21 protein-coding genes and 1 tRNA gene are annotated in these 23,405 nt (G+C 41.6%); 13 read left to right on the top strand and 9 right to left on the bottom strand.

Translation table 11 applies throughout. From position 1 onward, the window contains the following. Positions 1–47 precede the first annotated feature (47 nt). On the bottom strand, positions 48–1,196 hold the full coding sequence (locus tag Q0E08_RS01165; protein WP_294775263.1) for an ATP-binding protein: 1,149 nt from the start codon (positions 1,194–1,196) through the stop codon (positions 48–50). Positions 1,197–1,265: 69 nt separating this feature from the next. Continuing rightward, positions 1,266–2,258, bottom strand: a complete 993-nt coding sequence (locus Q0E08_RS01170) for a CehA/McbA family metallohydrolase (RefSeq protein WP_294775265.1) — start codon at positions 2,256–2,258, stop codon at positions 1,266–1,268. A gap of 120 nt (positions 2,259–2,378) precedes the next feature. On the opposite strand from Q0E08_RS01170, the gene Q0E08_RS01175 reads away from it, so the two are divergent. Together Q0E08_RS01175 and Q0E08_RS01180 are read left to right on the top strand one after the other, a co-directional pair. Beyond that, on the top strand, positions 2,379–2,753 hold the full coding sequence (locus Q0E08_RS01175; RefSeq protein WP_294775268.1) for a hypothetical protein: 375 nt from the start codon (positions 2,379–2,381) through the stop codon (positions 2,751–2,753). A gap of 13 nt (positions 2,754–2,766) precedes the next feature. Further along, complete coding sequence (locus tag Q0E08_RS01180) at positions 2,767–3,828, top strand: leucine-rich repeat domain-containing protein (RefSeq protein WP_294775270.1); 1,062 nt, start codon at positions 2,767–2,769, stop codon at positions 3,826–3,828. A 44-nt stretch (positions 3,829–3,872) separates the two neighbouring features. Here Q0E08_RS01180 and Q0E08_RS01185 read toward each other — a convergent pair whose 3' ends face one another. Both Q0E08_RS01185 and Q0E08_RS01190 read right to left on the bottom strand, forming a co-directional pair. Further along, positions 3,873–5,693 carry an ABC transporter ATP-binding protein gene (locus Q0E08_RS01185; protein ID WP_294775272.1) on the bottom strand — a complete coding sequence of 607 codons (1,821 nt, stop codon included), beginning with the start codon at positions 5,691–5,693 and terminating at the stop codon, positions 3,873–3,875. Beyond that, positions 5,686–7,464 (bottom strand): ABC transporter ATP-binding protein, encoded by a 1,779-nt coding sequence (locus tag Q0E08_RS01190; RefSeq protein WP_294775274.1) that lies wholly within the window; start codon positions 7,462–7,464, stop codon positions 5,686–5,688. The genes Q0E08_RS01185 and Q0E08_RS01190 overlap by 8 nt, the downstream gene beginning before the upstream one ends. A gap of 291 nt (positions 7,465–7,755) precedes the next feature. On the opposite strand from Q0E08_RS01190, the gene Q0E08_RS01195 reads away from it, so the two are divergent. Further along, positions 7,756–7,829, top strand: a tRNA-Gln gene (locus Q0E08_RS01195). A 463-nt stretch (positions 7,830–8,292) separates the two neighbouring features. On the opposite strand, the gene Q0E08_RS01200 is transcribed toward Q0E08_RS01195, so the two are convergent. Further along, complete coding sequence (locus tag Q0E08_RS01200; RefSeq protein WP_294775277.1) at positions 8,293–8,628, bottom strand: helix-turn-helix domain-containing protein; 336 nt, start codon at positions 8,626–8,628, stop codon at positions 8,293–8,295. A 284-nt stretch (positions 8,629–8,912) separates the two neighbouring features. On the opposite strand from Q0E08_RS01200, the gene Q0E08_RS01205 reads away from it, so the two are divergent. Genes Q0E08_RS01205 through Q0E08_RS01220 form a run of 4 tightly spaced genes read left to right on the top strand, consistent with a single transcriptional unit; the run spans position 8,913 to position 12,008 of the window. Next, a complete protein-coding gene (locus Q0E08_RS01205) occupies positions 8,913–9,746 on the top strand; it encodes a nuclear transport factor 2 family protein (protein ID WP_294775280.1) in 834 nt (277 codons plus the stop codon). A gap of 60 nt (positions 9,747–9,806) precedes the next feature. Further along, positions 9,807–10,418, top strand: coding sequence for a 4Fe-4S binding protein (locus tag Q0E08_RS01210; protein ID WP_294775283.1), 612 nt, complete (start codon positions 9,807–9,809; stop codon positions 10,416–10,418). Then, on the top strand, positions 10,415–11,188 hold the full coding sequence (locus Q0E08_RS01215) for a protein-ADP-ribose hydrolase (RefSeq protein WP_294775286.1): 774 nt from the start codon (positions 10,415–10,417) through the stop codon (positions 11,186–11,188). The genes Q0E08_RS01210 and Q0E08_RS01215 overlap by 4 nt, the downstream gene beginning before the upstream one ends. Then, complete coding sequence (locus Q0E08_RS01220) at positions 11,139–12,008, top strand: Sir2 silent information regulator family NAD-dependent deacetylase (RefSeq protein WP_294775288.1); 870 nt, start codon at positions 11,139–11,141, stop codon at positions 12,006–12,008. The genes Q0E08_RS01215 and Q0E08_RS01220 overlap by 50 nt, the downstream gene beginning before the upstream one ends. A 240-nt stretch (positions 12,009–12,248) precedes the next feature. Here the strand turns inward: Q0E08_RS01220 and Q0E08_RS01225 are convergent, their stop codons facing one another. Continuing rightward, positions 12,249–14,213 (bottom strand): hypothetical protein, encoded by a 1,965-nt coding sequence (locus tag Q0E08_RS01225; RefSeq protein WP_294775291.1) that lies wholly within the window; start codon positions 14,211–14,213, stop codon positions 12,249–12,251. A gap of 710 nt (positions 14,214–14,923) precedes the next feature. On the opposite strand from Q0E08_RS01225, the gene Q0E08_RS01230 reads away from it, so the two are divergent. Then, complete coding sequence (locus tag Q0E08_RS01230; RefSeq protein ID WP_294775293.1) at positions 14,924–15,436, top strand: SLOG family protein; 513 nt, start codon at positions 14,924–14,926, stop codon at positions 15,434–15,436. A gap of 117 nt (positions 15,437–15,553) precedes the next feature. Here the strand turns inward: Q0E08_RS01230 and larE are convergent, their stop codons facing one another. The 3 genes from larE to cysK all read right to left on the bottom strand — a co-directional run bounded on the left by larE (position 15,554) and on the right by cysK (position 18,162). After that, positions 15,554–16,360, bottom strand: coding sequence for an ATP-dependent sacrificial sulfur transferase LarE (gene larE / locus Q0E08_RS01235; RefSeq protein ID WP_294775296.1), 807 nt, complete (start codon positions 16,358–16,360; stop codon positions 15,554–15,556). Next, positions 16,357–17,037: a hypothetical protein gene (locus Q0E08_RS01240; RefSeq protein WP_294775299.1), complete on the bottom strand. Its 681-nt coding sequence runs from the start codon at positions 17,035–17,037 to the stop codon at positions 16,357–16,359. The genes larE and Q0E08_RS01240 overlap by 4 nt, the downstream gene beginning before the upstream one ends. A 192-nt stretch (positions 17,038–17,229) precedes the next feature. Further along, on the bottom strand, positions 17,230–18,162 hold the full coding sequence (cysK, locus tag Q0E08_RS01245; protein ID WP_294775597.1) for a cysteine synthase A: 933 nt from the start codon (positions 18,160–18,162) through the stop codon (positions 17,230–17,232). Positions 18,163–18,534: 372 nt separating this feature from the next. Between cysK and rplM the strand changes: the two genes are divergently transcribed. From rplM to Q0E08_RS01270, 5 genes are all read left to right on the top strand, one after another. Beyond that, the gene (gene rplM, locus Q0E08_RS01250) at positions 18,535–18,963 is read left to right on the top strand and encodes a 50S ribosomal protein L13 (RefSeq protein WP_294775302.1); all 429 of its coding nucleotides are present in this window, start codon (positions 18,535–18,537) and stop codon (positions 18,961–18,963) included. Between the two features lie 16 nt (positions 18,964–18,979). After that, positions 18,980–19,378, top strand: coding sequence for a 30S ribosomal protein S9 (gene rpsI, locus Q0E08_RS01255; protein ID WP_290907022.1), 399 nt, complete (start codon positions 18,980–18,982; stop codon positions 19,376–19,378). A gap of 221 nt (positions 19,379–19,599) precedes the next feature. Further along, a complete protein-coding gene (locus tag Q0E08_RS01260; RefSeq protein WP_294775306.1) occupies positions 19,600–20,256 on the top strand; it encodes a helix-hairpin-helix domain-containing protein in 657 nt (218 codons plus the stop codon). 211 nt (positions 20,257–20,467) lie between these two features. Next, positions 20,468–21,817, top strand: a complete 1,350-nt coding sequence (gene gdhA / locus Q0E08_RS01265) for an NADP-specific glutamate dehydrogenase (RefSeq protein ID WP_294775308.1) — start codon at positions 20,468–20,470, stop codon at positions 21,815–21,817. A 482-nt stretch (positions 21,818–22,299) separates the two neighbouring features. Next, positions 22,300–23,349 (top strand): ABC transporter substrate-binding protein, encoded by a 1,050-nt coding sequence (locus Q0E08_RS01270; RefSeq protein WP_294775309.1) that lies wholly within the window; start codon positions 22,300–22,302, stop codon positions 23,347–23,349. Positions 23,350–23,405: the final 56 nt, after the last annotated feature.

A 23,405-nucleotide genomic window follows, 5' to 3' on the forward strand; every position in this document is an offset into this window, starting at 1 on the left:
CGCACCTGCCGAATTTGACAAGTGCGGTTGTTTTGGTTAGCCGAGTTTTATTTATTGTAGTTTTCAAGGAAGTTGTGCTTTACGCCGTCCTTTTTGTATGCAATTACGGTGTCGATATTTACATTTTCAACACTGCGGAAGATGTTGCTTTCAACCTGCGGGTTGACTTTTTTCATCTCTCTTATCATATTTTTGATTTCCTGACGCTTTGAAGCGTTGTCCGGATTGCACGAGGTGCAGGTGTCGGTAAATTTGCACGCACACTGGATAAAATGCAAATCGTTGTAGTCACGCCAACGCTTGATGTCGTCCTCACGGATGAGATACATCGGGCGGATAAGTTCCATTCCCTCAAAGTTTGTTGAATGAAGTTTTGGCATCATTGTTTGCACCTGACCGCCGTAAAGCATACCCATAAGCACGGTTTCGATAACATCATCGTAATGATGACCGAGTGCGATTTTGTTGCAGCCGAGCTCCTTTGCCTTGTTGTAGAGGTGACCTCTCCTCATTCTTGCACAAAGGTAGCAAGGCGATTTTTCAATATGCAAAACCGATTCAAAAATATTCGATTCAAACACGGTAATCGGAATGTTGAGAAGTTTTGCGTTTTTCTCTATAATCTCTCTGTTTTCGGGGCTGTAGCCCGGGTCCATAACAAGAAAAATAACTTCAAACGGAAATTTGTTGTGCCTTTTAAGTTCCTGAAAAAGCTTTGCCATAAGCATTGAATCTTTGCCGCCCGAAATGCAAACGGCGATTTTGTCACCCTCTTCAACAAGGTTGTAATCGTTGAGTGCCGCAGTAAATCTGCTCCAAATCTCTTTGTGGAACTTTTTGTTTATGCTTCGCTCAATATCCTTTGCCCTGTTTGAATTCACCTTGAGTTCCGACAGCATATAGCCGTAGTATCCGTCTTTGAGGTTTGCGGCAAGATAGCCGTGCTGCCTTAAATTTTCGGCAATCGGGTCGCTGATAATGCCGCTTTTGCAACAGATGATGAGAAGCTTGTCCTTAGGCAGAGTGTCAAGACTTTCTTCAAGCTTAGCCTGCGGAATGTTCACCGCTCCGTTAATCGTGCCGTAGGTAAATGCAATTTCGTCACGGATGTCGATAACCGTATAGTCGTTGTCGTCAAGCGTTTTCATCTCGTCAACGGTTATTTGTTCAATTTTTTCAAAATCACTTTTTGTCATAGTTTTGCTCCGAGCATAAAATGTCACAAATATTATAGCAGAAATGCCAAAAAATTCAATGAAAATTTGTCATTCTATCCAAATCGGATTTGTAAATGCCCAAAACATTTCCGGCATTGTTTTGTTTGTTTTTTTAACTCCTCTGTTGCCGAGGAAGGTTCTCTCCGCAAATGCCACAACCCTTGTTGATACCGGACCGAGGTTGTAATCTATTTCGGCACGGATAAAGCCCGCCTCTTTGATTTTAAACTGTGCCGACCAGGTTTTAAAATTCTTTTCCGCCGTGTGGGCAAAAATCACTTTGTCGTTGTTGTAAACCACGAGTTTGTGCCCTTTTTTGAATTTTGTAATCGTTATTTCCGCCGTGTCGTTTTCGGATAGTTTTGCCGTGTCGCCCACCTGAGCCGAACCTACGGTTAAGTAAATCATACTCGATTTAGGCGAGTTTGTAACAACGCTCCTGCCCTCACGGATGGCTTTTAGGATTGAGTCGGCAGTCTTTTCTTCTGCCAAAACATAGGTTGTCGGCACGGCAAGAAACGACACAGGGCCGTAATATCTGTGATGGTCCGAGCCGCCCACAGCCATAATTTTGTTGCCTTTGAGCAATTGTTCGTGCCACCACTCCATATTTTTCAGGTTGTCGGAGTGCTGAACGGTGTTCCAAACTTCAACCGTGTCAAATGTAAATTCGTCCTTGTCAAGCAAAAACGGACAGTTTGAACAAAACGGGTGATTGAGCGAAATTGTTGCTCCGGCTTCTCGGCTTGCGTCAATCAGTTTTTTGTAATCTTCAACGGTGTCAAGTTTGTGCGGCGGGTCGTGCGGAACTTTTGCACCCCAAACATTAACATGCCCCGGTTCGTCTGTAAGCTCCTGACCTTGAATAATCAGCATATCGCCGTCAAATCGGTTTTTCTTAATCGTGTTGTAGTTGTGGTCTGTTATTATCATATAATCAAGGCCGATTTTTTTACATTCCGAAATCAGCTTTTCGGGCGTCATATTACCGTCGGAATTTGTTGTGTGCAAATGCGTGTCGCCCTTGTACCAATTTTTCATAATACCAACCCCTTAATATATACTTATTATATCATACTTGCTGAATGTGTTGCAATAAGTATAAATATATGTTATTTTAAAATTAAAATGATATAAACCTCTTGAACATCGGGAGTAATTATGAAAAAAAGTACAAACGAAAAAAGATTTATTTTTAAATTGATTATTTTGCTTGCTTCGCTTGCCTGTTCAACTTTGATGGGCTATGCAGGCTTGCTTTTGCTTGGCGGTACGGGTTTGTTCGATGATGTAAATTCAACGGCAGGCACTACGGTTATGACAGGCTTCTTTCCTTTTGTCAATATAACCGAGGCGGTTTTGGCAATCATTTTTTGCCCTATGGAAAACAGTAATTTCAAAATCAAGCAAAAACTCGGCAGGCATTTTGATTTGTCCGTTTTCAGCGGAATGATGACAGCTTTTAATATCGTTAATTTCGGCATTTGGATAACAATATCCGTCGGACTTATTAAACTTTTTGATAATTTCGGTTAAACAGAGGTGCGTTATGAGTAAAAAAATCAATTCCGTTCTTGCCGCTCTCGTTGTTGCGGCGGTTTTAATTGCCGCTTACTGCGGTGTAATTTTTGCCGTGCAGAAAAATTCAAATAACGCTTTAGATATCAACAAGGTGACAGCTGTTGACAAATCAACAACTTTGAATAACGCTCAAAACGGTTCGGCTGACGGTTCGTCTTTTGTAGGCTGTGTGCAAGATGACGGATATTACATAAGCGGTATTGCCGATAATTTCGATTCAGGCAAAATCCTTACCGTTCCCGTAAAGTACGAGGGCAAATATGTTAAGTTTGAAACTTCGTTTTTCAGAAAATTAAACGAAAATTCCGCAAAACTCAATTTTGAGTCCGAAAGTCCGTACTATACAATTGAGGACAATGTTTTGTACAATAAAGACAAAACAATATTGCTTTGTTATTTTAACGACAGCACAAAGGCAGTTATCCCCGACAGTGTTTGTGAAATAGGCGATTATGCGTTTTACAAAAGCAAAATAACCGATGTAAAAATTCCGAACAGTGTTAAAACAATAGGTAAAGAAGCGTTTACCGACAGTATGCTTAAAGAGGCTGATTTGCCCGAGGGTTTGCAAACAATCGGTCAAAAAGCCTTCCTTTGCGAAAGCCTTACAAAAATCACAATTCCTTCAACCGTAACCTCGTGCGGCAATTCTGTTGTCGGCTCGTCCGACAATTTTAAAGTGCTCAACATAAATTGTTCCTACGATGCGTTCGGTGATTATGGCATTGTTTATTTTGGGTTTAGAGAGGGTTCGCCTTATTATTTTGACGGCAGCTACACCGTAAACAGCAAGGAAGTTTTTTATCCGTGCCGTGATTTGTATATTTTGCTTTCTGCCAAGAAAATAACGGTTAATGAACCGTGCAAAGAAAAAGATTTTGACCCTTTGAAATACGGTGACGAACTTAAAAAGGCTACAAATAATGCCTGTGAAATAAAGGTTGTTCAAAAAGGCAATCCTACAAAAATCAGGTTCAAATTTGCCGCCGATGTTAATCACGAATGTATTGTTACACTAAAGTTTAATTAATGGAAGAAGCGACCTGAATATATCCGGGTCGCTTCATTAGTTTATCAGTTTATATAATATTTTGCCTGTGCGTTCCACAATTCGGCGTATTTGCCGCTTTCGTTCAGGAGTTGCGAGTGTGTGCCCGTTTGCACAAGTCGGGCATTGTCAAACACGGCAATTCTGCTGCAAAATACACAGCTTGAAAGCCTGTGCGAAATGTAAATTGCCGTTTTGTTTTCAACAAACGAATTAAATCTTGTGTACACTTCGTTTTCGGCAATCGGGTCGAGTGCCGCCGTCGGCTCGTCAAGGATAACAACGGGGGAGTCCTTGTACAACGCTCTTGCGAGGGCAAGTTTTTGTGCTTCGCCTCCCGATATTTCCACACCCGCCTTGTTCGTGTCCTTGTAAATGCAGGTGTTTTCTTTTTGCGGCATTGCCTCAACTCGGTCTTTTATGTTTGCGTTTTCAAGGCAGGCAAAAAGCCTTTCTCTGTCGTATTCGTTTGATGTGCAAACATTGTCCCTGAGCGGAATCGAAAACATCTTGAAATCCTGAAAAACAACCGAATAAAGCTTTGCAACACTGTCTTTTGAGTATTCCTTAATATTGATACCATTAATAAGTATCTCACCGCTTGTAACATCGTAAAGTCGGCACATTAGCTTGATAAAGGTGGTTTTGCCGCTTCCGTTTCTGCCGACAACGGCAAGGTGTTCGCCGTTTTCGATTTTTATGCTTACATTTTCAAGTGCATATTTGTTCGTGCCGGGATATTTAAACGATACATTTTTGAATTCAATGTCAAAATTCGTGCCGTCAAGTTCTTTCGTGCCGTATGCCTTGCCGTCGGTGCACTCGATAATCTCAAAGTAAACCCGTGCAAGCGGCAGAATTTCGGCAAGTTTGCCGAGCGTGTTTGCAATCAGCATAACGCCGTTCACTATTTGCATAAAAGCACCGCAGTACATAACGAGCGAGCCTATGTCAAACAGCCCGAAGTTGCCTTTTACACCGATAAAAACATACACCCCAAACGCAACCAACGCCCCCATAACGGCAACAATAGAACTTGTTTTTGCCGTACGCATAGAGATTTGCTTCAGCGTTTTCTCACCGTCGGTGAGTATTTTTTCGGTTGCAATTTTGTTTATAAGATTTTGCTCTTTGTATATTCGTATTTCTTTGCCTGTTTTGTAATCGTCGAATATGTCAATGAGCGAATAAAACAGCCTGTCAAGGGTTGCGTAGGCTTCGTTTGCGGCAAGGTACGATTTGTTCATTTTAACCGCAATCAGTGCCATAACCACAGCCATAACCACAAGGGTGGTTATAAGCAAAATCAAAAATATAGGCCTTTCAAAAAACGAGTTGCCCGTTTTGGTAAATCCGATTTTTAAAAGCGGCATTATCATTATTACCGACACGATAACCGTAAACACGCCTTTTACAAACACTTGACTTGTCCACATAAAGTACGAAAATCTTGCCCACCTGCTTGCTCCGGCTTCCTCGTGTTTGTGTAGGGTTTTTCTGAATTCGTTGTCCTCAAGTTTTTCGTAATCGATTCCAAAGATTTTTTCTGCCATTTTGAAGTTTTCTCTGCCGAAAAGCAAATCGGCTTTTACATCGTATAAATCGGACAAAAAACCTCCTGCATAATCAAGTATAAAATTGAGTGCAACGGCGGTTAAAATGTAGCCCAAAATGCCTTTAAAGTCCGCACCGGCGGTCATAATTCCTATGATTTTAGCGGTAAACCATATGTTTACAAACGGCTTTGCACCCGTTATAACCGCACAGAAAAAATCAACAGGCACTATTCCTCTGTCAAGGTTTCCTATTTCACGGTACATTTTGAATATCATCTTGATGTTACTCATTCACAGCCACCCCCTGTTCTCTGTAATAGTAGCTCTGAATTTGGAACATTTTGTAGTACGCACCTTTTTTTGCCATCAACTCATCGTGCGTGCCTTCCTCGGTTATCTCACCGTTTGATACAAACAAAATTCTGTCGCAAAAGCGAGTTGAAGAGAGCCTGTGAGATATAAAAAACGAAAGTTTGCCGTTTGTCAGTTCGCTGTATTTTAGGTACAGTTCGTTTTCGGCAATCGGGTCAAGTGCCGCCGTCGGCTCGTCAAGGATTAATATCGGTGCGTCTTTGTATATCGCTTTTGCAAGGAGCAGTTTTTGCTTTTCACCGCCCGAAAAATCAACAGCGTCCTTGTATACATTCCTGTCCATAAGCGTGTCTGCTCCGTTCGGCAGGGAATACACTTTGTCGTACATATCGGCTTGCTTCAGTGCAAGGGCAAATTTTTCTTCGTTACATTCAATGCTTGCCGTAATGTTTTGCTTAATTGTCATCGGCAAAAAATAATAGTCCTGAAAAATTGCGGAAAACATATCAAAATAGCTTGTTTTTGTTATTTCGGCTGTGTCTTTTCCGTTTAGCAAAATTTTGCCGTCGGTCGGCGAATAAAGTCCGCACAGAAGTTTGATGAGTGTGGTTTTGCCTGCTCCGTTTTCTCCTACAACGGCAACCTTTTCACCGTTTTTGAATTTAAGGTTGATGTTTTTCAGCGTCGGTTCATTTGCCGACGGATATTTAAACGACACATTTTCAAATTCAATCCCGTCAACCGATTTTTCGGTTAATTTGTCGCCCTGTTCGGCTTTGTCCTCGGATTCAATGTACTCTCTGTATGTCTTGCATTCGTTACAATCCCTTTCGATTTGATTAACGGAATATCCAAGGCTGAGCACCCAGCTTGAAAAGCCTGTGATAATGCCGAAATAGAAAATAAAATCGGACACTCCGAGTTCGCCTTTTGTTGTCAAATATGCAAGGTAGATGTATGCAATCGCTTCACGCACGGCGTTCAGCAGGGCGGTAATACCGTCAAATGCCACGCAGGTGTGGGTGTATTTTGCATAGATTTTTTCAATTTTGCAAAGCGAGTCGGCAAGTGCTTTTACAAAGAAGTCGCCCAATTTGTACAGTTCAATATCTTTAGCCGCCGTTCCGTCTTTGCTCAGCTTGTAAAAATAATCAAATTTTGTTTTCGGGCTTGAACGCTTGTTTAGGTTCTCGTGTTGCTTTTTTGTAAGTGCTCTTTGTATACAAAATTGTGCACCGCAGGTGGCGATGATGAGCAAAATCATAAAAATATTGATTTTGTAAATCAGCACGCTTGAAGCGATTACGCCCACAACCGCAACAAAAAATTGGTTGAGCCTTGCAATAAAATTCGCTCCGCCCGACCATCTGCCGTTGTAAAAAACTTCGGCACGCTTTTGTTTTTCACGCATTTCAAGATTTTCTATGTTAACATAGTCGGTGCGTAAATTCTTTTCAAAAGCGGCAACGGCGTATCGCATACGCACAATTCTCGCACCGCCGAGTATAAGTTCGTTCATAAACGGGTCAAGCCAAATGGTCAGCGTCAGCAGCAGGCTCAGTCCACCGATAACGGCAATAAGCCGCTCGGTAGTTACGCCTTTTGTGATGCAGTCAATCATCGCTTTTGGTATGTATGCGGTTACAATCGGCTGAAAAACAAGTGCCGGCACTCTTACAAAAAAGTAAAACAGGCTCTTTTTATCCCACTTGAACCAATTTTCAAGCATATATTTGATGTTCTCTTTCATTTCTCCTCCTTAAACAAAAAATGCCCTGCAAATAACCGCAAAAGGCTGTATTTGCAAGAGCTTTACTTCTGTGTTCGGAATGGTAACAGGTTTCTCTCTTTTTATCGGCTGCAACCGATTTTATTGTTGATTTTATAATACATCACAGCGGTGCAAACTGTCAAGATTAATTTGATTTGAAACACAAATCGTGCAAAATCTTATTTCAAATTAAAAAACAGCAAAATTTCCTTCAAAAAACACTTGCATTTTCAAAAATCTGTGTTATAATAATTTAGCAAAAGCGAATATAGAGGTATAGTGTAACGGTAACACTCCGGACTCTGACTCCGTCATTTAAGGTTCGAATCCTTATACCTCTGCCAAGAGAAAACAGACATCCGCACGGGTGTCTGTTTTTTTCTTCGATAGAAGAAGATAAGGATTCGAAGAATACTTATTACGGGTTTATAATGCAAATAAACCCGTAACATCGTTCTGTCAAGTCTTTAAGGTGGAGATTTGCGAAGCAAATACTACCGTGACTTGACAGGTTGATATAATCTGCCAAGAGAAAACAGACATCTGCACGGGTGTCTGTTTTTTCTTTACCTTAAAATCTTGCGAGAGCTTTTGAGAGATTTTTCAAAAACAAGTTTAATACCATTATACATCAATATCAAAAAGAGGACTTGAGGCACAAAGTGCCCAAGTCCTCCTATTCATTTTAATTTACTTTTTCCCCGAAACCGCAACTCAAACGATTTTGTATATGCCGTTTAGCACGGATTATTCAAATTATCCGAGAATTACAAATTCCTATTGTAATCTTGTTGTCGCACAAAAATTTTATTTCTCTGTTACGCTGTTTTTGTAGTCCTCGCCCCAGTTCCACATAGCGTCAAGTATCGGCTTGAGGCTTTGACCCAATTCCGTCAGGGAATATTCCACTCTCGGCGGAACCTCGGCATATACCTCTCTGTGCACAAGTCCGTTTGCTTCCATATCACGAAGCTGTGCGGTCAACACCTTTTGCGATACCGTGCCGATGGATTTTTTCAACTCGCCGAAACGCTTTGTGCCGGGCATTAAATCTCTTAATATCAGAACTTTCCATTTGTCGCCAATTAAGGTCAGCGTGGTTTCCACAGGGCAAGCCGGAAGTTCTTTTGTTTTCTCGTTCATATGCTGCCTCCGCAATAGTATCTTTTGGTTACTTACAGATTTAATATACCATACAGAAATTATTTTCGTCAAGTGAAAAAATTTTTTCAAATCAGAAAAACTCCGAAAGCCCTTGTGTTTACGCATTAGTTTCTATTTGGTAACTGCCCAATAGTATCTTTTTGGTAACTACGGCACAATATTGTGCTTACTTTACAACTGATACTGACACAGATATAATGAAGTCAAGAGCTACGGAGAACGGCCGATTCGTAACTCAAAGCACAGACAAGGAGAAATCCGAAATGAATATTTTTAGAAAGATTTTTAGCAATAAATCAAACGACAAGAAAGAGGTAATTACAATGACAAATACAGAAAAAGCTCTTGCACTTATTAACACATTTTCAACAGGCGACACAGAAAAAGCTTCCGCACTTCTTGCAGAGGGATACATTCAGCACAATCTTGCATACGGCACAGGCAGAGATGCTTTTGTAGGCTCGGTTTCTTACCTTGCTTCTGCTCCCGTAAAAACAACCGTAAACAACATTCGTGCTTTCGAGGACGGCAACAAGGTGTTCTTGCAGACGGTCTACAACTTTGCAGGTGCGGGCGAGCAGGTTGCATTTGACATTTTCCGCTTCGACGAAAACGGCAAAATTGCAGAACACTGGGACAACCTTGCAAACAAGGCAGAGCCTAACCCATCAGGTCACACACAAACAGACGGTACAAAAGAAATTAAAGATCTTGATAAAACAGAGGCAAACCGTGAGCTTGTAAAGAATTTCCTTTATGATGTAATGCAGGGCAACCGTCCTGAAAAGACACCCGATTACTTTGACGGTGACACTTACATTCAGCACAACACAGGCATTGCAGACGGACTTTCAGGACTTGGTGCAGCACTTGAAGCACTCGGCAAGCAGGGCATTCAGATGATTTATACTACTGTTCATCAGGTGCTTGCACAGGGCAATTATGTGCTTGCAGTCAGCGAGGGAACTTTTGGCGGAGCACCTACATCTTATTATGATTTGTGGAGAGTTGAAAACGGCAAAATTGCAGAACATTGGGATGTAATGGAAACGATTGCCGAAAAATCAGCTTGGCAAAATCAAAACGGCAAGTTTTAATGTGGCAAGAGCCACGCAAGCCCTTTCTTGCGTGGCTTTCTGCCTTGCACGGAGGGAACAATGAATTATCTTAAATATCTTACGGAAGAAATACATTCAACCGTTATGGCAACTGTGGATGAGAACGGCTTGCCCGTAACATGCGCCATAGACATTATGGACTATGACGAAAACGGACTGTACTTTCTTACCGCAAGGGGCAAGAATTTTTATGCTCGATTAAAGCGTGGCGGATATGTCTCTTTAACAGGTACAAAAGGCACGGACACACTTTCTTGCGTTGCAATTTCTGTCAGAGGAAAGGTTGAGGAAGTCGGAAGTGATTATCTTAATAGGTTGTTTGAGAAAAACAGCTATATGAGCGAAATCTATCCCACAAAAGAGTCACGCACGGCTCTTACCGTGTTTAGAATTTATGACGGTTGCGGAGAATGGTTTGACCTTTCAAAAAAGCCTATTGAGAGAGCTTCTTTCTCATTTGGAAAAGGTATAAAAACAATTGACGGCTATTGTATAACAGATAAGTGTATCAGTTGCAAGAAATGTTTGGAAGTCTGTCCGCAAGGATGTATTGATTTTGCAAACGGATACGCAAAAATTATTCAAAGCAGTTGCCTGCATTGTGGGAATTGCTTTACTATTTGTCCCGTAAAGGCGGTTGAAAAATTATGACCCAAGCAGAAAAAAGACAATATTTAATAACAGAATTGTTAAACGAGCAACCCGAATATGCAGATATATCTGTTCCGAAAGACGAAACCGAACAGAAAAAGTTACTTCGAGCGTTATTTAATGTTCGTATGCCGTTGCCGATATGTGATGATTTTCTAAGGGTGCAGGATGAATATTTGCAAGAGGAAATCGCTCAAAAAGGCATAACAAGTATAAACGATTTAGAGCCGATTAAACCTGACATTTATTTATGGCAGGGCGATATTACAACGCTGAAATGTGATGCAATAGTCAATGCGGCGAACAGCCAAATGCTCGGTTGTTTTTGCCCGAATCACGGTTGTATAGACAATGCCATTCACACATTTTCGGGCGTTCAACTTCGTCTAAAATGTGCCGAGATTATGAAAAATCAAGGCCAAAACGAAGAAACAGGCAAGGCGAAAATTACGCCTGCGTATAATCTTCCCTGCAAATATATTCTGCACACGGTAGGTCCGATTGTTACAGGCAAATTGACAAAAAAGGACTGCGAATTACTGCGTTCTTGCTACCGTTCTTGCTTGGCACTTGCAGATGAATACAAGCTAAACAGCATTGCGTTTTGCTGTATATCCACAGGCGAATTCTGTTTTCCGAACGACAAAGGTGCAAAAATCGCAATTGAAACAGTCGGCGAATACAAAAAACTTACAAACAGTAAAATCAAGGTGATATTCAATGTTTTCAAAAATTCAGACTACGAAATTTACCGAGAATATCTCGGATAATATAAAAAAATTAAAAGAAAAAATCCGCACGGCAGACGCTGTTGTAATCGGCGCGGGTGCAGGACTTTCCACCGCCGCAGGTTTTACTTATGACGGTGAGAGATTTGAAAAATACTTTTCCGATTTTCGCCAAAAATACGGATTTGAGGATATGTATTCGGGCGGATTTTACCCCTATCAAACCCCCGAGGAGTATTGGGCATATTGGAGCAGATACATTTTTGTTAATCGCTATCAGGATGCACCTTCCGATTTATACAACAAACTGTATGAGGCGGTTAAGGACAAAGACTATTTTGTAATCACAACAAATGTTGACCATTGCTTTCAAAAGGCAGGCTTTGACAAAAAGCGACTTTTCTACACGCAGGGCGATTACGGTCTGTTTCAGTGCAGTGAGCCGTGCTGTCAAGAAACTTTTGACAATGAGGCTGTTGTTCTTGAAATGCTCAACAGGCAAAAGGATATGAAAATTCCGACCGAACTTGTGCCCGTCTGTCCGCATTGCGGAAAGCCGCTTACAATGAATTTGCGAAGCGATGACAAATTTGTTGAGGACGAGGGTTGGCATCTTGCGTCAGAACGATATGAAAACTTTCTCCGCACCCGAGCAAACGAAAAAATCCTCTTTCTTGAATTAGGAGTCGGCTACAACACGCCGGTTATCATCAAATATCCGTTTTGGCAGATGACGGCAAAAAATCCCAACGCCACCTATGCTTGTGTCAATAACGGTCAGGCGGTTTGCCCGCCCGAAATACGGCATAAATCCATCTGTATAAATGACGATATATCAGATGTTATCAATGAATGTATATAGCAGAAAGAATATATAAGACTGCGTTCAGCTTGAATTCGATTGAATAATGAGCTTTTATATTTCTCATATGAATTTCTATGCGAAGCAAATACTACCGTGACTTGACAGGTTGATATAATCTGCCACAAAAAAAGAGCTGAAAAATCAGCTCTTTTTTCTTTTTGTACAGCATAAAAAAGCGCCGTATTGCTACGACGCTTTTGCCTTGCTCGGAAGATGGAACAAGGGAACGCTATTCAATTATCTGTTGTACTTTTTCTTTCTGCTGACAATCGTTGTAGCAAGGGCTGCGCCGCCGCTGGCAAACATCAGGGAAATCCACAGTGCAAGGTTGCTTGTATTTCCAGTCAGCGGACTCTTGTCGGATGTTCCCAGTTTAGTACTGGTAGGTTTTTTCTCAAGAGCAGCAATGGCATCTTCAATAGCCTTCGCCATTGCATCAACTTCGGATTGCTCCGTAATATTTTTACCACGGACAACAGCATTGACAGCAGCGTCCACACCGGAGAAATCCTTGTAATCCTTCTTGTTCAAGGCATTTGCTTTTGCAATGGCTTCATCAACCTTAGTGTAATCAGCATCTTTGTATTGCAGGGCAGCAATGGCATCTTCAATAGCCTTCGCCATTGCATCCACTTCGGTCTGCTCCGTAAGGTTCTTACCACGGGTCACAGCATTCACAGCGGCTTCCACGGCGGTGAAGTCCTTGTAGTTGTCCTTGTTCAGTGCATTTGCCTTGGCAATGGCTGCATCAACCTTTGTGTAATCAGCATCCTTCTTTGTGTAATCAGCATCCTTGTATTGCAGGGCAGCAATGGCATCTTCAATAGCCTTTGCCATTGCATCAACTTCGGATTGCTCCGTAATATTTTTACCACGGACAACAGCACTGACGGCGGCTTCTACACCGGTGAAGTCCTTGTAGTTGTCTTTGTTCAGTGCATTTGCTTTGGCAATGGCTGCATCGACAGCTGTGTAATCAGCGGGGATATTATTGTCATCCCACACAAAAGTTGGATGACCGATTCCGGCAACCCATTCAATGCCCGAACCGGCATTGGTTTGCAAGCCAGCAAGGACATCTGCGGAGGTGAAGTTGGAGACAGCAGTGCCGCACGATGACTGGTCAAAGGTCGGGTCGGCACCCGCAGTACCTGCATCCCAATCAACCACCAGCTTAGTAACGGCAAAGTAATTGCCTTTATTATCAGGATATGTTTCTTCATTAAGCGTTACACCATCAGGAGGGGTATCCGGCCAAATGCAGTCGGTAACATGGGTTTTTACAACAGCTGTAATCCAAGTGATATTGCCAGGCTCAGCGCCAGTGATGTTTTTTGTTGCAACTATGCAATTTTTGATTATTACACCAGGCTTGTTCCCAGAGAAGTTTTCAAAGTTTGCACCGAGAATACCACCTACAGCTGAATAGATATTATTGCAGGAAACAGAACCGCCAAACCAACAATCGGTAATCGACGAGCTGTCCGCAGAGTTTTCCCACTGACCAATCAGCCCGCCAACGGTATCAACATCATCTTCATTGGACTCTGTACTGATAACCGTGGCGTCTGAGCCACAGCCTTTTACCTGTGTACTCCAAGTACATTGACCAATCAGCCCACCAACGAACTTGTTGCCAACATTGTTTTCTATTTTTCCGCTTGTGTAGCAGTTTTCAACGGTGCCGCCATTGACCCAATCCGCCAAAATGCCGGCAATTAATGAATCATCATTTGAGGCAATATCAGCGTCTATAACAAGTAAATTCTTTAATGTACCACCGTCAGAAACAACTCCGAAAAGTCCATTTCGAACAAGTTCGTCCCCAGTATAGTGATGGTACAGATTCATGATTTTATGATGTTGCCCATCAAAGGTACCAGCAAAATGTCTGACAAAGTTATCACCATTTCCAATGGGGGTCCACTGGGTGCCGGATAAGTCGAGGTCATTATCTAAGTAAATCGTTTTTCCTCCAAATGATACAGGTGTAGCTTTGTCATTGACCAGCTGTGCCAAGCCAGCCAGCTGTTCAGCCGTTGAAATATGGTATTCCGAAGCATCGGGCGCACTCGTATACCAACTTGTGTCTGCTGTGCCGTCCCAATTATCTACTGAAGTTCCTTCAGCAAACGCTGTCATCGGAACAAGTGCCATCACAAGGCACAACGCAAGCAGAAGGCTTAGAAGTTTCTTCTTCATTTTCATTCCTCCAAAATAATTCTATCCGCTATTTACTTCCTCCGACAGCGGACACGCCGGAGAAGATAGAAGGTTTAACCGGAAAAGATAGAATACTCAATCCCACATGAAATACATGTTCATTATTGCAAAATTCTTCCATCCCGGTTTCATAACCTCCGCAATGTCGCATAGGCAAAGGACAAGGATGTCAATCCGACCGTTGTTTCTGCGTCATCTCATTCATATGGTTTTCCACTTTCTTTCAGCAAGCTGCATCAGACCCTTTTTTGCCGAATATAATCTATCATAATATATTATAGCATAGCCCCTTTTCATAAATCAAGTACCTTGAAAAGTAATTTAAATTCAACATACAATCTTTAGTATAGATAAAATACCAATGGCTGGCGTTTTCTATAAAGAGTTTAGAAAAGACTAAGTATAATTGCTCTCGCTCTATAACTGAGTGAGGGCAATTTGTTTTGTTAACAATCCATTTGACTTGCAGATACCTTTAATGGTATAATCATCTTGCGACGAAAATTTTATAGTATTTTTAAGTTTTGAAAACCCGAGCGTGGCTTTTTATCTTTTGATAAAAACACACGCTTCTTTGTCATACGCTTGGGTTTTCCAGACTATGAAATTTTCGTCGCAGAAAGTTTGAAGCAAGTGTTTTTTGGGCGTAGCTTCGGCTACGCTCTTTTTGCTTTTCTGCGGTGATTTCAATGGATTATAAAAGCCAAACATGTTGTTTTACAGGGCATCGCAACATTGCCCCATATACGCTCGACACGGTCTTTGAACAGACTAAGGCTATCGTTACCCTACTCGTTTCTAAAGGTTACAAATACTTCGGCACAGGCGGTGCTTTGGGGTTTGATACCATTGCTGCACAGGCTGTTTTGTCGGTAAAAGAAACTCATCCCGAAGTTAAACTCATTTTAGTGTTGCCATGTGAAAATCAAACGAAATATTGGAAGCAAGAAGATATTGATGTGTATAATGATATTAAGTTGAGAGCTGATAAGGTGAAAGTTCTTGCTCCGCATTACTATAACGGATGTATGCAAAAAAGAAACAGACACCTTGTTGATTGTAGTTCTGCTTGCATTTGTTTTCTTACAAAGCACGAGGGCGGCACGGCATATACTGTTGATTATGCAAAACAAAAGGGTCTTGATATAATAAATGTTGTTGAAAAACAGACAAAATCCGTGAAGAATTACAAAAAAGAATAAATTGATGTCGGTGAAATAAATGCTCTTGATTAAAAAAACGAGCCAAATTAAGGCTCGTTTTTATTGTCCGCTTTTTACTGATTTGTATATGTGCAAAGTTCGGTTTTTGATGTTGATTTATTTTCCTATGGCTTTATTCATACTTCCCTGAATATAACCGTTAAGGTCAAGGGTTATGTAGTCAAAGCCGTAGGTTTTAAGTGTTTCGTTGATTTTGTCTTTGTTGTCAAGCACCGCTTGCATTTGCGGTTTTTCAACCTCAATTCGGGCGGTTTTGCCGTGCAGGCGTACACGCACCTGATTAAATCCGAGGTTAATCAGCATTTGCTCGGCTTTGTCAATCATTATCAGCTTGTCTTCGGTTATGGTGTCGCCGTATTCAAGGCGTGTTGCAAGGCAGGCGAGGGAGGGCTTTTGGGCGGTTTTCAAATTCAGTTTTGCCGAAAGTTTTCGTATTTCCGCCTTTGTCAGTTCTGCCTGTCTGAGCGGACTGATAACTCCCAATTCCTTTATTGCCCTCATTCCCGGGCGGTAATCGTTGTCGTCATCAAGGTTTGAACCCTCAAAAACACAGTCGCAGTTTTGCTCCTCGGCAATTCTGCAAATTTCCGTAAAAATTGCTTTTTTGCATATGTAACACCTGTCCGGCGGGTTGGAGCAAAATCCCGGAATTTCAAGCTGGTTAATGTTGAATTTTATTTGCTTTATGCCTTCACTTTTGCAAAACTCGATTGATTCGTTTTGCTCCCTTTCGGGGAATGCAACAGAGCACGCCGTGATTGCGATTACATTTTCTTTTCCGAGTGTATCCGCACAGATTTTGAGCAAAAGCGTGCTGTCAACGCCCGATGAAAATGCAACGGCAACCCTGCCGTGCTCCGTGATTATTCTGTTTAATTCTCGTTCTTTTTCGGTCAGGTTCATTTGTTTTTCTTCTTTTTGTTACGCAAAATAATCATAAATATCATACCGAAAATGCCGCCGATTGCGTTCATCATCATATCGGTCATGGTGTCAACAAGTCCCAAATAACCGTATTCGTTGTGGTATTTTGTGATGTCGATATTGGCGGTTTCCGCTCCGTATTTTGAAAGCTGAAGATTTGTGCCGTGGAGCGAATCCATCAAAAATTCGTAAAATTCCCAACCTACGGCAATCGAGAGTGCAAACATTATGCTGAAAAGTGCGGCGAGTGTGGCGGCACATTGCCCTTTTTTACGCTGAATAATTACGGCAAAATCGTAGCCGAACACGGCACAGACGATACCGCTTAAAATGTGCATAAAGTTGTCAAACCAACTGATTTCGTCAAACAGTTTAAAATACGAGCCGAATACAATGCCTATAAAGATTATTAAATTAAGCATTGTTTGGCTGAGCGGCGGAACTTCGATAATAAAACTTGTGTGCCCGAAAATCTGAAACATATCCCATAAATGCGAAAATATAAAGCAAAAAATGCTTTCAAATCCCATCACAACATCGCCCGTAACAAAGCTGTATGTTGCACACACAAGCATGGATATTCTTACAATTATCCAAAATACCAGCTGTGCTTTCGGAATTTCATTAATCGGGTCTTTTCTCAATTTATATTTCATATTTAACCTCTGTGCAGTGATATATAATATAATATGTATAAATCAAAGGATTTATTTGCCCCATGGCTTTTTTAACAAATAATTATGAATATTATATAACATATTTATATATACTTCAATAAAATTTTGAAAGAAAAACACGGCAACGGGTAAATCGCTGCCGTGCTTTTAATGTATTTGTATTTGGAGGGATTATTTTGCAAGCATTGGAGTTGAAAGGTATCTGTCGCCTGAATCGGGAAGAATAACAACGATGTTTTTGCCCTTGTTTTCAGGACGCTTTGCAACCTGTGCCGCAGCCCAAAGAGCCGCACCCGAGCTGATACCTACCAAAGCACCTTCAAGTGATGGGAATTTTGCACCGTATTCAAACGCTGCTTCGTTTGGTACTGTGATAACTTCGTCATATACCTTTGTGTCAAGAGTGTCGGGAACAAAGCCTGCACCGATACCCTGAATTTTGTGTGCGCCGCTCTTACCTGTTGTAAGAACCGGTGAAGTTTCAGGTTCAAGAGCGATAACCTGAACATCCTGGTTTTGCTCCTTGAGGTATTTACCTGTGCCGGATACAGTACCGCCTGTGCCGACACCTGCAATAAAGATGTCTACCTTGCCGTCAAGGTCGTTCCAAATTTCAGGACCTGTGGTTTCGTAGTGAGCCTTAGGGTTAACAGGGTTTGAGAATTGACCTGCAATGATTGAATTCGGAGTTTCTTTTTGCAATTCTTCGGCTTTGGCGATTGCACCCTTCATACCGAGTGTTGCGTCTGTGAGCACAAGCTCGGCACCGTAAGCTTTCATGAGGTTTCTTCTTTCAACGCTCATTGATTCGGGCATTGTGATGATTACCTTAAAACCTTTTGCGGCTGCATATGATGCAATGCCGATGCCTGTATTGCCCGATGTAGGCTCAATGATTGTTGCACCTTCTTTGAGCTTGCCCGATGCAACAGCGTCATCGATGATTGCTCTTGCGATTCTGTCTTTAACCGAACCTGCCGGGTTAAAGTATTCAAGCTTTGCGTATACATTTGCTTCAAGGCCGTATGCCTTTTCAAAATTGTTTACCTTTACAAGCGGTGTGTTGCCGATGGTGTCGGCTACTGATTGATAGAGTGCCATAATAAATTTCCTTCTTTCATTTGATTGGGATTATCGCCCGGGTGAAAGCCGAGGTTCATCTCGTTTTGTTTTGTTGTGAACTCATAATATCACACAATACCCACTATGTCAATAGGTTTTGTGGAATTTCTTAAAATTTTTTTCAAAACACCCTTTTTCGGAAATATATAATGTATATATAATTAATATAATGATAAATAATAAATCAGCTTTTGCATAGAAAATCAAAGAAAAACAGAGAAAACAAGAGCAAGTACAAATTATTTTAATTTAGGTGTTGACTATTTTTTTTCTTTGTGGTAGTATATCGGAGCAATCAAAAATGATTTGGATTTATGAATCAAAAGATTAAGAATTTATTCGGAGGAAAAGATTATGTCAACATTTATGCCAAAAGCTGACGAAATCGAACGCGCATGGTATGTTATTGATGCTGCTGACAAGCCACTCGGCCGTGTAGCTGCAGAGGCTGCCGCTCTTCTCAGAGGCAAGCACAAGCCAATCTTCATGCCAAATGTAGACTGTGGCGATTTTGTTATCATCATTAACACAGACAAGGCTGTTCTTACAGGCAACAAGCTCAACAAGAAGCATTACTATCATCACTCAGGTTACATCGGAAACCTCAAGGATGTTAAGTACGGCACACTTATGAAGGAAAAGAGCGATTTCGCTATGCAACTTGCTGTAAAGGGTATGATTCCTGATACAACACTCGGCAGAAAGCAGCTCACAAGATGCAGAATTTACAAGAACGCAGACCACAAGCATGAGGCTCAGAAGCCTGTTGCTTACGAATTATAAGGGAGGTATATAGATTATGTACGAATCAAATCCTTATTTCTATGGAACAGGCAGACGCAAGGAGTCTGTTGCTCGTGTACGTGTATATGCAGGTACAGGTAAAATTATCATCAACGACAGAGATATTGACGATTACTTCGGTCTTGATACACTCAAGCTCATCGTTCGTCAGCCTCTCGCTCTTACAGAAACAACAGAAAAGTTCGACATCGTTTGCCGCGTAAACGGCGGTGGTGTTTCAGGTCAGGCAGGCGCAATCCGTCACGGCCTTTCAAGAGCTCTTCTTCAGTATGACGAATCACTTCGTCCTGCACTCAAGAAGGCAGGCTTCCTCACTCGTGACCCACGTATGAAGGAAAGAAAGAAATACGGTCTCAAAGCCGCTCGTCGTGCACCACAGTTCTCAAAGAGATAATTACATTATTTCATTCAACAACGCTTTCATTTCGGAAGCGTTGTTTTTCTTTTGAATGAGTTACATATCTCTTTGTTCCTGTGGGTCCTCGCAACGCAGTTGCTGCGGCGGAGCTAATTATTTCTCAAATTCAAGGCATTCCTTACGGAGTGCCTTTTTCTTATTGTAAATTAATGCTTTTTATGATACATTATAAATATGAATGTTAAGGGGGTGGCAATGTGGCTAAATATGGGCGTGAAGGGCACAGAAACAGAATCAGGCAAAACTATTTTATCAACGGCATTGACGGTATGAGCGATGTTCATATTATGGAACTGTTTTTGTCGCTTGTTGTTCCGCGAAAAGATGTCAAGCCGATTGCTTACTCTCTGTTTAACCGCTTTGAAAGCCTTGAAAACATATTCGGTGCAAGCTATGAAGAACTTGTTGAAGTAGACGGCGTCGGAGATAATACCGCTGTTGTAATTATGATGTATAATGATTTGATGAAAAGGGCGGATAAAAGCGAATTTTTAAGTATGTTTAAAAAGAAAAACCGTTTTACCTATGCAAAATCCTACATATTCGGCAAAGAAAGATACAATGTGGTTTTTGTTGGTTCGCAGGGTGAGGTTGTTGACAATTTGCGTTTGGATTCTTACAGCGGCGGCGTAAAAGAACGCTTGATAAAACGGCTTGTTGAATACGGTTGCCCTGCTGTTTTTGTTATGCGTTGCGGAAGTGAAAATATTTTGGGCAGCGATGTGAATTTTATATCGGAGATTAAAGCCGTACTTTTGGCTATGGGCGTGGTGTTTTTGGATTATATTGTTGTCGGTGCTGACGGATGTGTGAGTATAAATGACACAAAGCATTTTAAACTCCTTGAAAAATAAAATTGCACAAAAATTATATGATTGTAAATATATGAAAAGTACAAAAAAGTCGATTTTCACCTTGTGTATTACACAGAAAAATCGGCTTATTTTTGTGACTTTTTACAAAATTATAAAAAATATATTGAAATTTTCGGCGATAGTGTTATAGTATTAATTGTAAATAGGGTGAGCAGTTGCTCACTCAACAAAACAACAGGAGGAAAATACTATGAATGATTACATTGAAAAGGTAATTGCAACCGTTGAACGCAGGGATAACGCAAAACCCGAGTATATTCAATGTGTTAAGGAAGTTTTTAGGTCGCTTGAGGCTGTTATAGAACAGCATCCCGAGTATGTAGAGGACGATTTGCTTCAGCGTATGGCAGAGCCGGACAGACTTATTACATTCCGTATTGCATGGGTTGATGATGCAGGTAAAACACAAATCAACAGAGGTTATCGTGTTCAGTTCAATTCGGCTATCGGTCCGTATAAGGGCGGACTTCGTTTTCATCCGAGTGTAAATTCATCAATTATGTATTTCCTCGGATTTGAGCAAACATTTAAAAATTCGCTTACGGGTTTGCCTATGGGCGGTGCAAAGGGCGGTTCTGATTTTGACCCGAGAGGAAAGAGCAAAGGCGAAATTATGAGATTTTGCCAGGCGTTTATGACAGAGCTTTACAGACATATCGGCCCTAATGTTGATGTTCCGGCAGGCGATATTGGCGTTGGTTCAAGAGAAATCGGCTTCCTTTTCGGTCAGTACAAGCGTATTTCCGATGCGTTTGAAAACGGCGTTATCACAGGTAAAGGCCTTTCTTACGGCGGTTCACTCATCAGACCGGAGGCTACGGGTTACGGTGCCGTTTATTATACTCAGGAAGTGCTCAAACACGCGGGCGAGTCTGTTAAGGGCAAAACCGTTGCCGTTTCGGGCTTTGGCAATGTAGCTTGGGGTGCTTGCAAAAAGCTTGCACAGCTTGGTGCAAAGCCTGTTACAATTTCCGGTCCGGACGGTTATATATATGATAAGGACGGCATTGTTACGGACGAAAAAATTGGTTATCTCCTTGAAATGAGGGCGTCGGGCAGAGATAAAGTACAAGATTATGCCGACAAATTCGGCGTGCCTTTTTATCCGGGCGAAAAACCGTGGGGCGTTAAGGTTGACATTGCAATGCCTTGTGCAACTCAAAACGAGGTTAATCTTGAAGAAGCAAAAAAGATTATTGCAAACGGCACAAAGTATTACATAGAGGTTGCAAATATGCCGACAACAGAGGACGCACTCAATTTGTTTATTGATACGGACGGCATTACGGTTGCTCCGTCAAAGGCAGTTAACGCAGGCGGTGTTTGCGTATCCGGCCTTGAAATGAGCCAAAACTCTCAGCGTTTGTCTTGGACAGCGGAAGAGGTTGATGAAAAATTGCATCACGCTATGATTAATATTTATAACAATTCCGTTGCCGCCGCAGAAAAATACGGCCTCGGTTACAATCTTGTTGCCGGAGCAAATATTGCAGGCTTTGAAAAGGTAGCACAGGCTATGATGGAGCAAGGTATTTATTAACGGCTTCTCATAGTTCCTTGATTGGCTTTGAAATAAAATTTTCAAAAAACTGTTGACAAATCATTTTTTGTGTGGTAGAGTTAAGAAAACCGATGAGAAAGAGTAAGTAAGTTTTTTACCGCTTTTCAGAGAGTCGCCGACGGTGGGATGGCGATAGGTAAGGGAAAGACCGAATGGGCTTTTGAGGGCGAACCGAAATTACAGTAGGTAAGACGGAGCAGGCACTTCGTTAACAACAGTCTGCGTATGACAGTACGTGCAAAGTGGGCACAGCATATGTGTCAAGACGGGTGGCACCGCAGGAGATTGATTTATCACTCTTGTCCCGACAGAAATGTCAGGACAAGAGTTTTTTTATTTACCAAAGGAGATTTGCGGCAATGTTTATTTTGAAAAGGCGATGGCGAAAGTGAGTTTTGCATATCATATACCGTTAATAAAAAACAAAACATCACTTTTTAACATCGAAAGGAAAAATAATTATGAAAAAGTTTAAGAAAATCATCGCAGTACTCACAGCAATTTCAATCATCTTCGCTTTTGCGGCATGCAGCAAAAAGGCAACAGACAGCAAAACAGAATCAGACGCAAAGACCACTTATAAGGTTGGTATTTGCAACTATGTTGACGACGCTTCGCTCAACCAAATCGTAGAAAACATTCAGTCACAGCTCAAAACTTTGGGCGAGGAAAACAATGTAACATTTGATGTAACCGTTGAAAACTGCAACGCAGACGCATCTGTTATGAACCAAATTATTTCAAACTACATCTCAACAGATGTTGACCTTATGGTAGGCGTTGCCACACCTGTTGCGGTTGCAATGCAGGCAGCAACCGAAGATAACAAAATTCCTGTTGTATTCGCAGCAGTTTCGGACCCTGTCGGTGCAGGCTTGGTTGCAGATAAAGACGCTCCGGGTGCAAATGTAACCGGTACTTCGGACTACCTCAACACAGACGCTATTATGGATTTGATTTTTGCAAACAACGAAAAGGCAAACAACATTGCTCTTCTTTATGATATGGGTCAGGACTCATCAAAGACACCTATCGAAAACGCAAAGAAGTACCTTGACAAAAAGGGCGTTTCATACAAGGAATACACAGGCACAAATGTAACAGAAGTTCAGCAGGCTGTTTCAACAATCATCAACGACAAGTGCGACGCTGTGTTCACTCCGACCGACAACACAATTATGACAGCAGAGCTTTCAATTTACGAAGACCTTGCAAAGGCAGGCATTCCTCACTTCACAGGTGCCGATTCATTCGCACTCAACGGTGCATTCCTCGGCTACGGCGTTGACTATGCGGCTCTCGGTCAGCAAACAGCAGATATGATTTCGGACATTCTTGTAAACGGCAAAGACCCTTCAACATATCCTGTAAAGTTCTTTGACAACGGCACAGCAACAATCAACACAGAAACTTGCTCAACTCTCGGCTACAAACTTGATGATGTAAAGACAAAGTCAAATCCGTTCTGCACAGAGATTAAGGAAATCCAAACAGCAGAAAGCTTTGAATAATCTTTAAATAAACAATTATGTATGGCACCTTGCAATCGCAGGGTGCCCATAATTCT

The sequence above is a fragment of the uncultured Eubacterium sp. genome, from assembly GCF_934561735.1.
Lineage (GTDB): Bacteria > Bacillota > Clostridia > Oscillospirales > Acutalibacteraceae > Eubacterium_R.

What these genes read in the sequence shown, in the direction of transcription:
- Q0E08_RS01175 (WP_294775268.1), top strand. Translation starts at nt 2,379, where the DNA reads ATGAAAAAAAGTACAAACGAAAAAAGATTTATTTTTAAATTGATTATT.
- Q0E08_RS01210 (WP_294775283.1), top strand. Translation starts at nt 9,807, where the DNA reads ATGAATTATCTTAAATATCTTACGGAAGAAATACATTCAACCGTTATG.
- Q0E08_RS01200 (WP_294775277.1), bottom strand. Translation starts at nt 8,628, where the DNA reads ATGAACGAGAAAACAAAAGAACTTCCGGCTTGCCCTGTGGAAACCACG.
- Q0E08_RS01185 (WP_294775272.1), bottom strand. Translation starts at nt 5,693, where the DNA reads ATGAGTAACATCAAGATGATATTCAAAATGTACCGTGAAATAGGAAAC.
- Q0E08_RS01190 (WP_294775274.1), bottom strand. Translation starts at nt 7,464, where the DNA reads ATGAAAGAGAACATCAAATATATGCTTGAAAATTGGTTCAAGTGGGAT.
- Q0E08_RS01180 (WP_294775270.1), top strand. Translation starts at nt 2,767, where the DNA reads ATGAGTAAAAAAATCAATTCCGTTCTTGCCGCTCTCGTTGTTGCGGCG.
- Q0E08_RS01225 (WP_294775291.1), bottom strand. Translation starts at nt 14,213, where the DNA reads ATGAAGAAGAAACTTCTAAGCCTTCTGCTTGCGTTGTGCCTTGTGATG.
- Q0E08_RS01220 (WP_294775288.1), top strand. Translation starts at nt 11,139, where the DNA reads ATGTTTTCAAAAATTCAGACTACGAAATTTACCGAGAATATCTCGGAT.
- Q0E08_RS01205 (WP_294775280.1), top strand. Translation starts at nt 8,913, where the DNA reads ATGAATATTTTTAGAAAGATTTTTAGCAATAAATCAAACGACAAGAAA.
- Q0E08_RS01215 (WP_294775286.1), top strand. Translation starts at nt 10,415, where the DNA reads ATGACCCAAGCAGAAAAAAGACAATATTTAATAACAGAATTGTTAAAC.
- Q0E08_RS01230 (WP_294775293.1), top strand. Translation starts at nt 14,924, where the DNA reads ATGGATTATAAAAGCCAAACATGTTGTTTTACAGGGCATCGCAACATT.
- gdhA (WP_294775308.1), top strand. Translation starts at nt 20,468, where the DNA reads ATGAATGATTACATTGAAAAGGTAATTGCAACCGTTGAACGCAGGGAT.
- Q0E08_RS01270 (WP_294775309.1), top strand. Translation starts at nt 22,300, where the DNA reads ATGAAAAAGTTTAAGAAAATCATCGCAGTACTCACAGCAATTTCAATC.
- Q0E08_RS01170 (WP_294775265.1), bottom strand. Translation starts at nt 2,258, where the DNA reads ATGAAAAATTGGTACAAGGGCGACACGCATTTGCACACAACAAATTCC.
- rpsI (WP_290907022.1), top strand. Translation starts at nt 18,980, where the DNA reads ATGTACGAATCAAATCCTTATTTCTATGGAACAGGCAGACGCAAGGAG.
- Q0E08_RS01240 (WP_294775299.1), bottom strand. Translation starts at nt 17,037, where the DNA reads ATGAAATATAAATTGAGAAAAGACCCGATTAATGAAATTCCGAAAGCA.
- rplM (WP_294775302.1), top strand. Translation starts at nt 18,535, where the DNA reads ATGTCAACATTTATGCCAAAAGCTGACGAAATCGAACGCGCATGGTAT.
- larE (WP_294775296.1), bottom strand. Translation starts at nt 16,360, where the DNA reads ATGAACCTGACCGAAAAAGAACGAGAATTAAACAGAATAATCACGGAG.
- Q0E08_RS01165 (WP_294775263.1), bottom strand. Translation starts at nt 1,196, where the DNA reads ATGACAAAAAGTGATTTTGAAAAAATTGAACAAATAACCGTTGACGAG.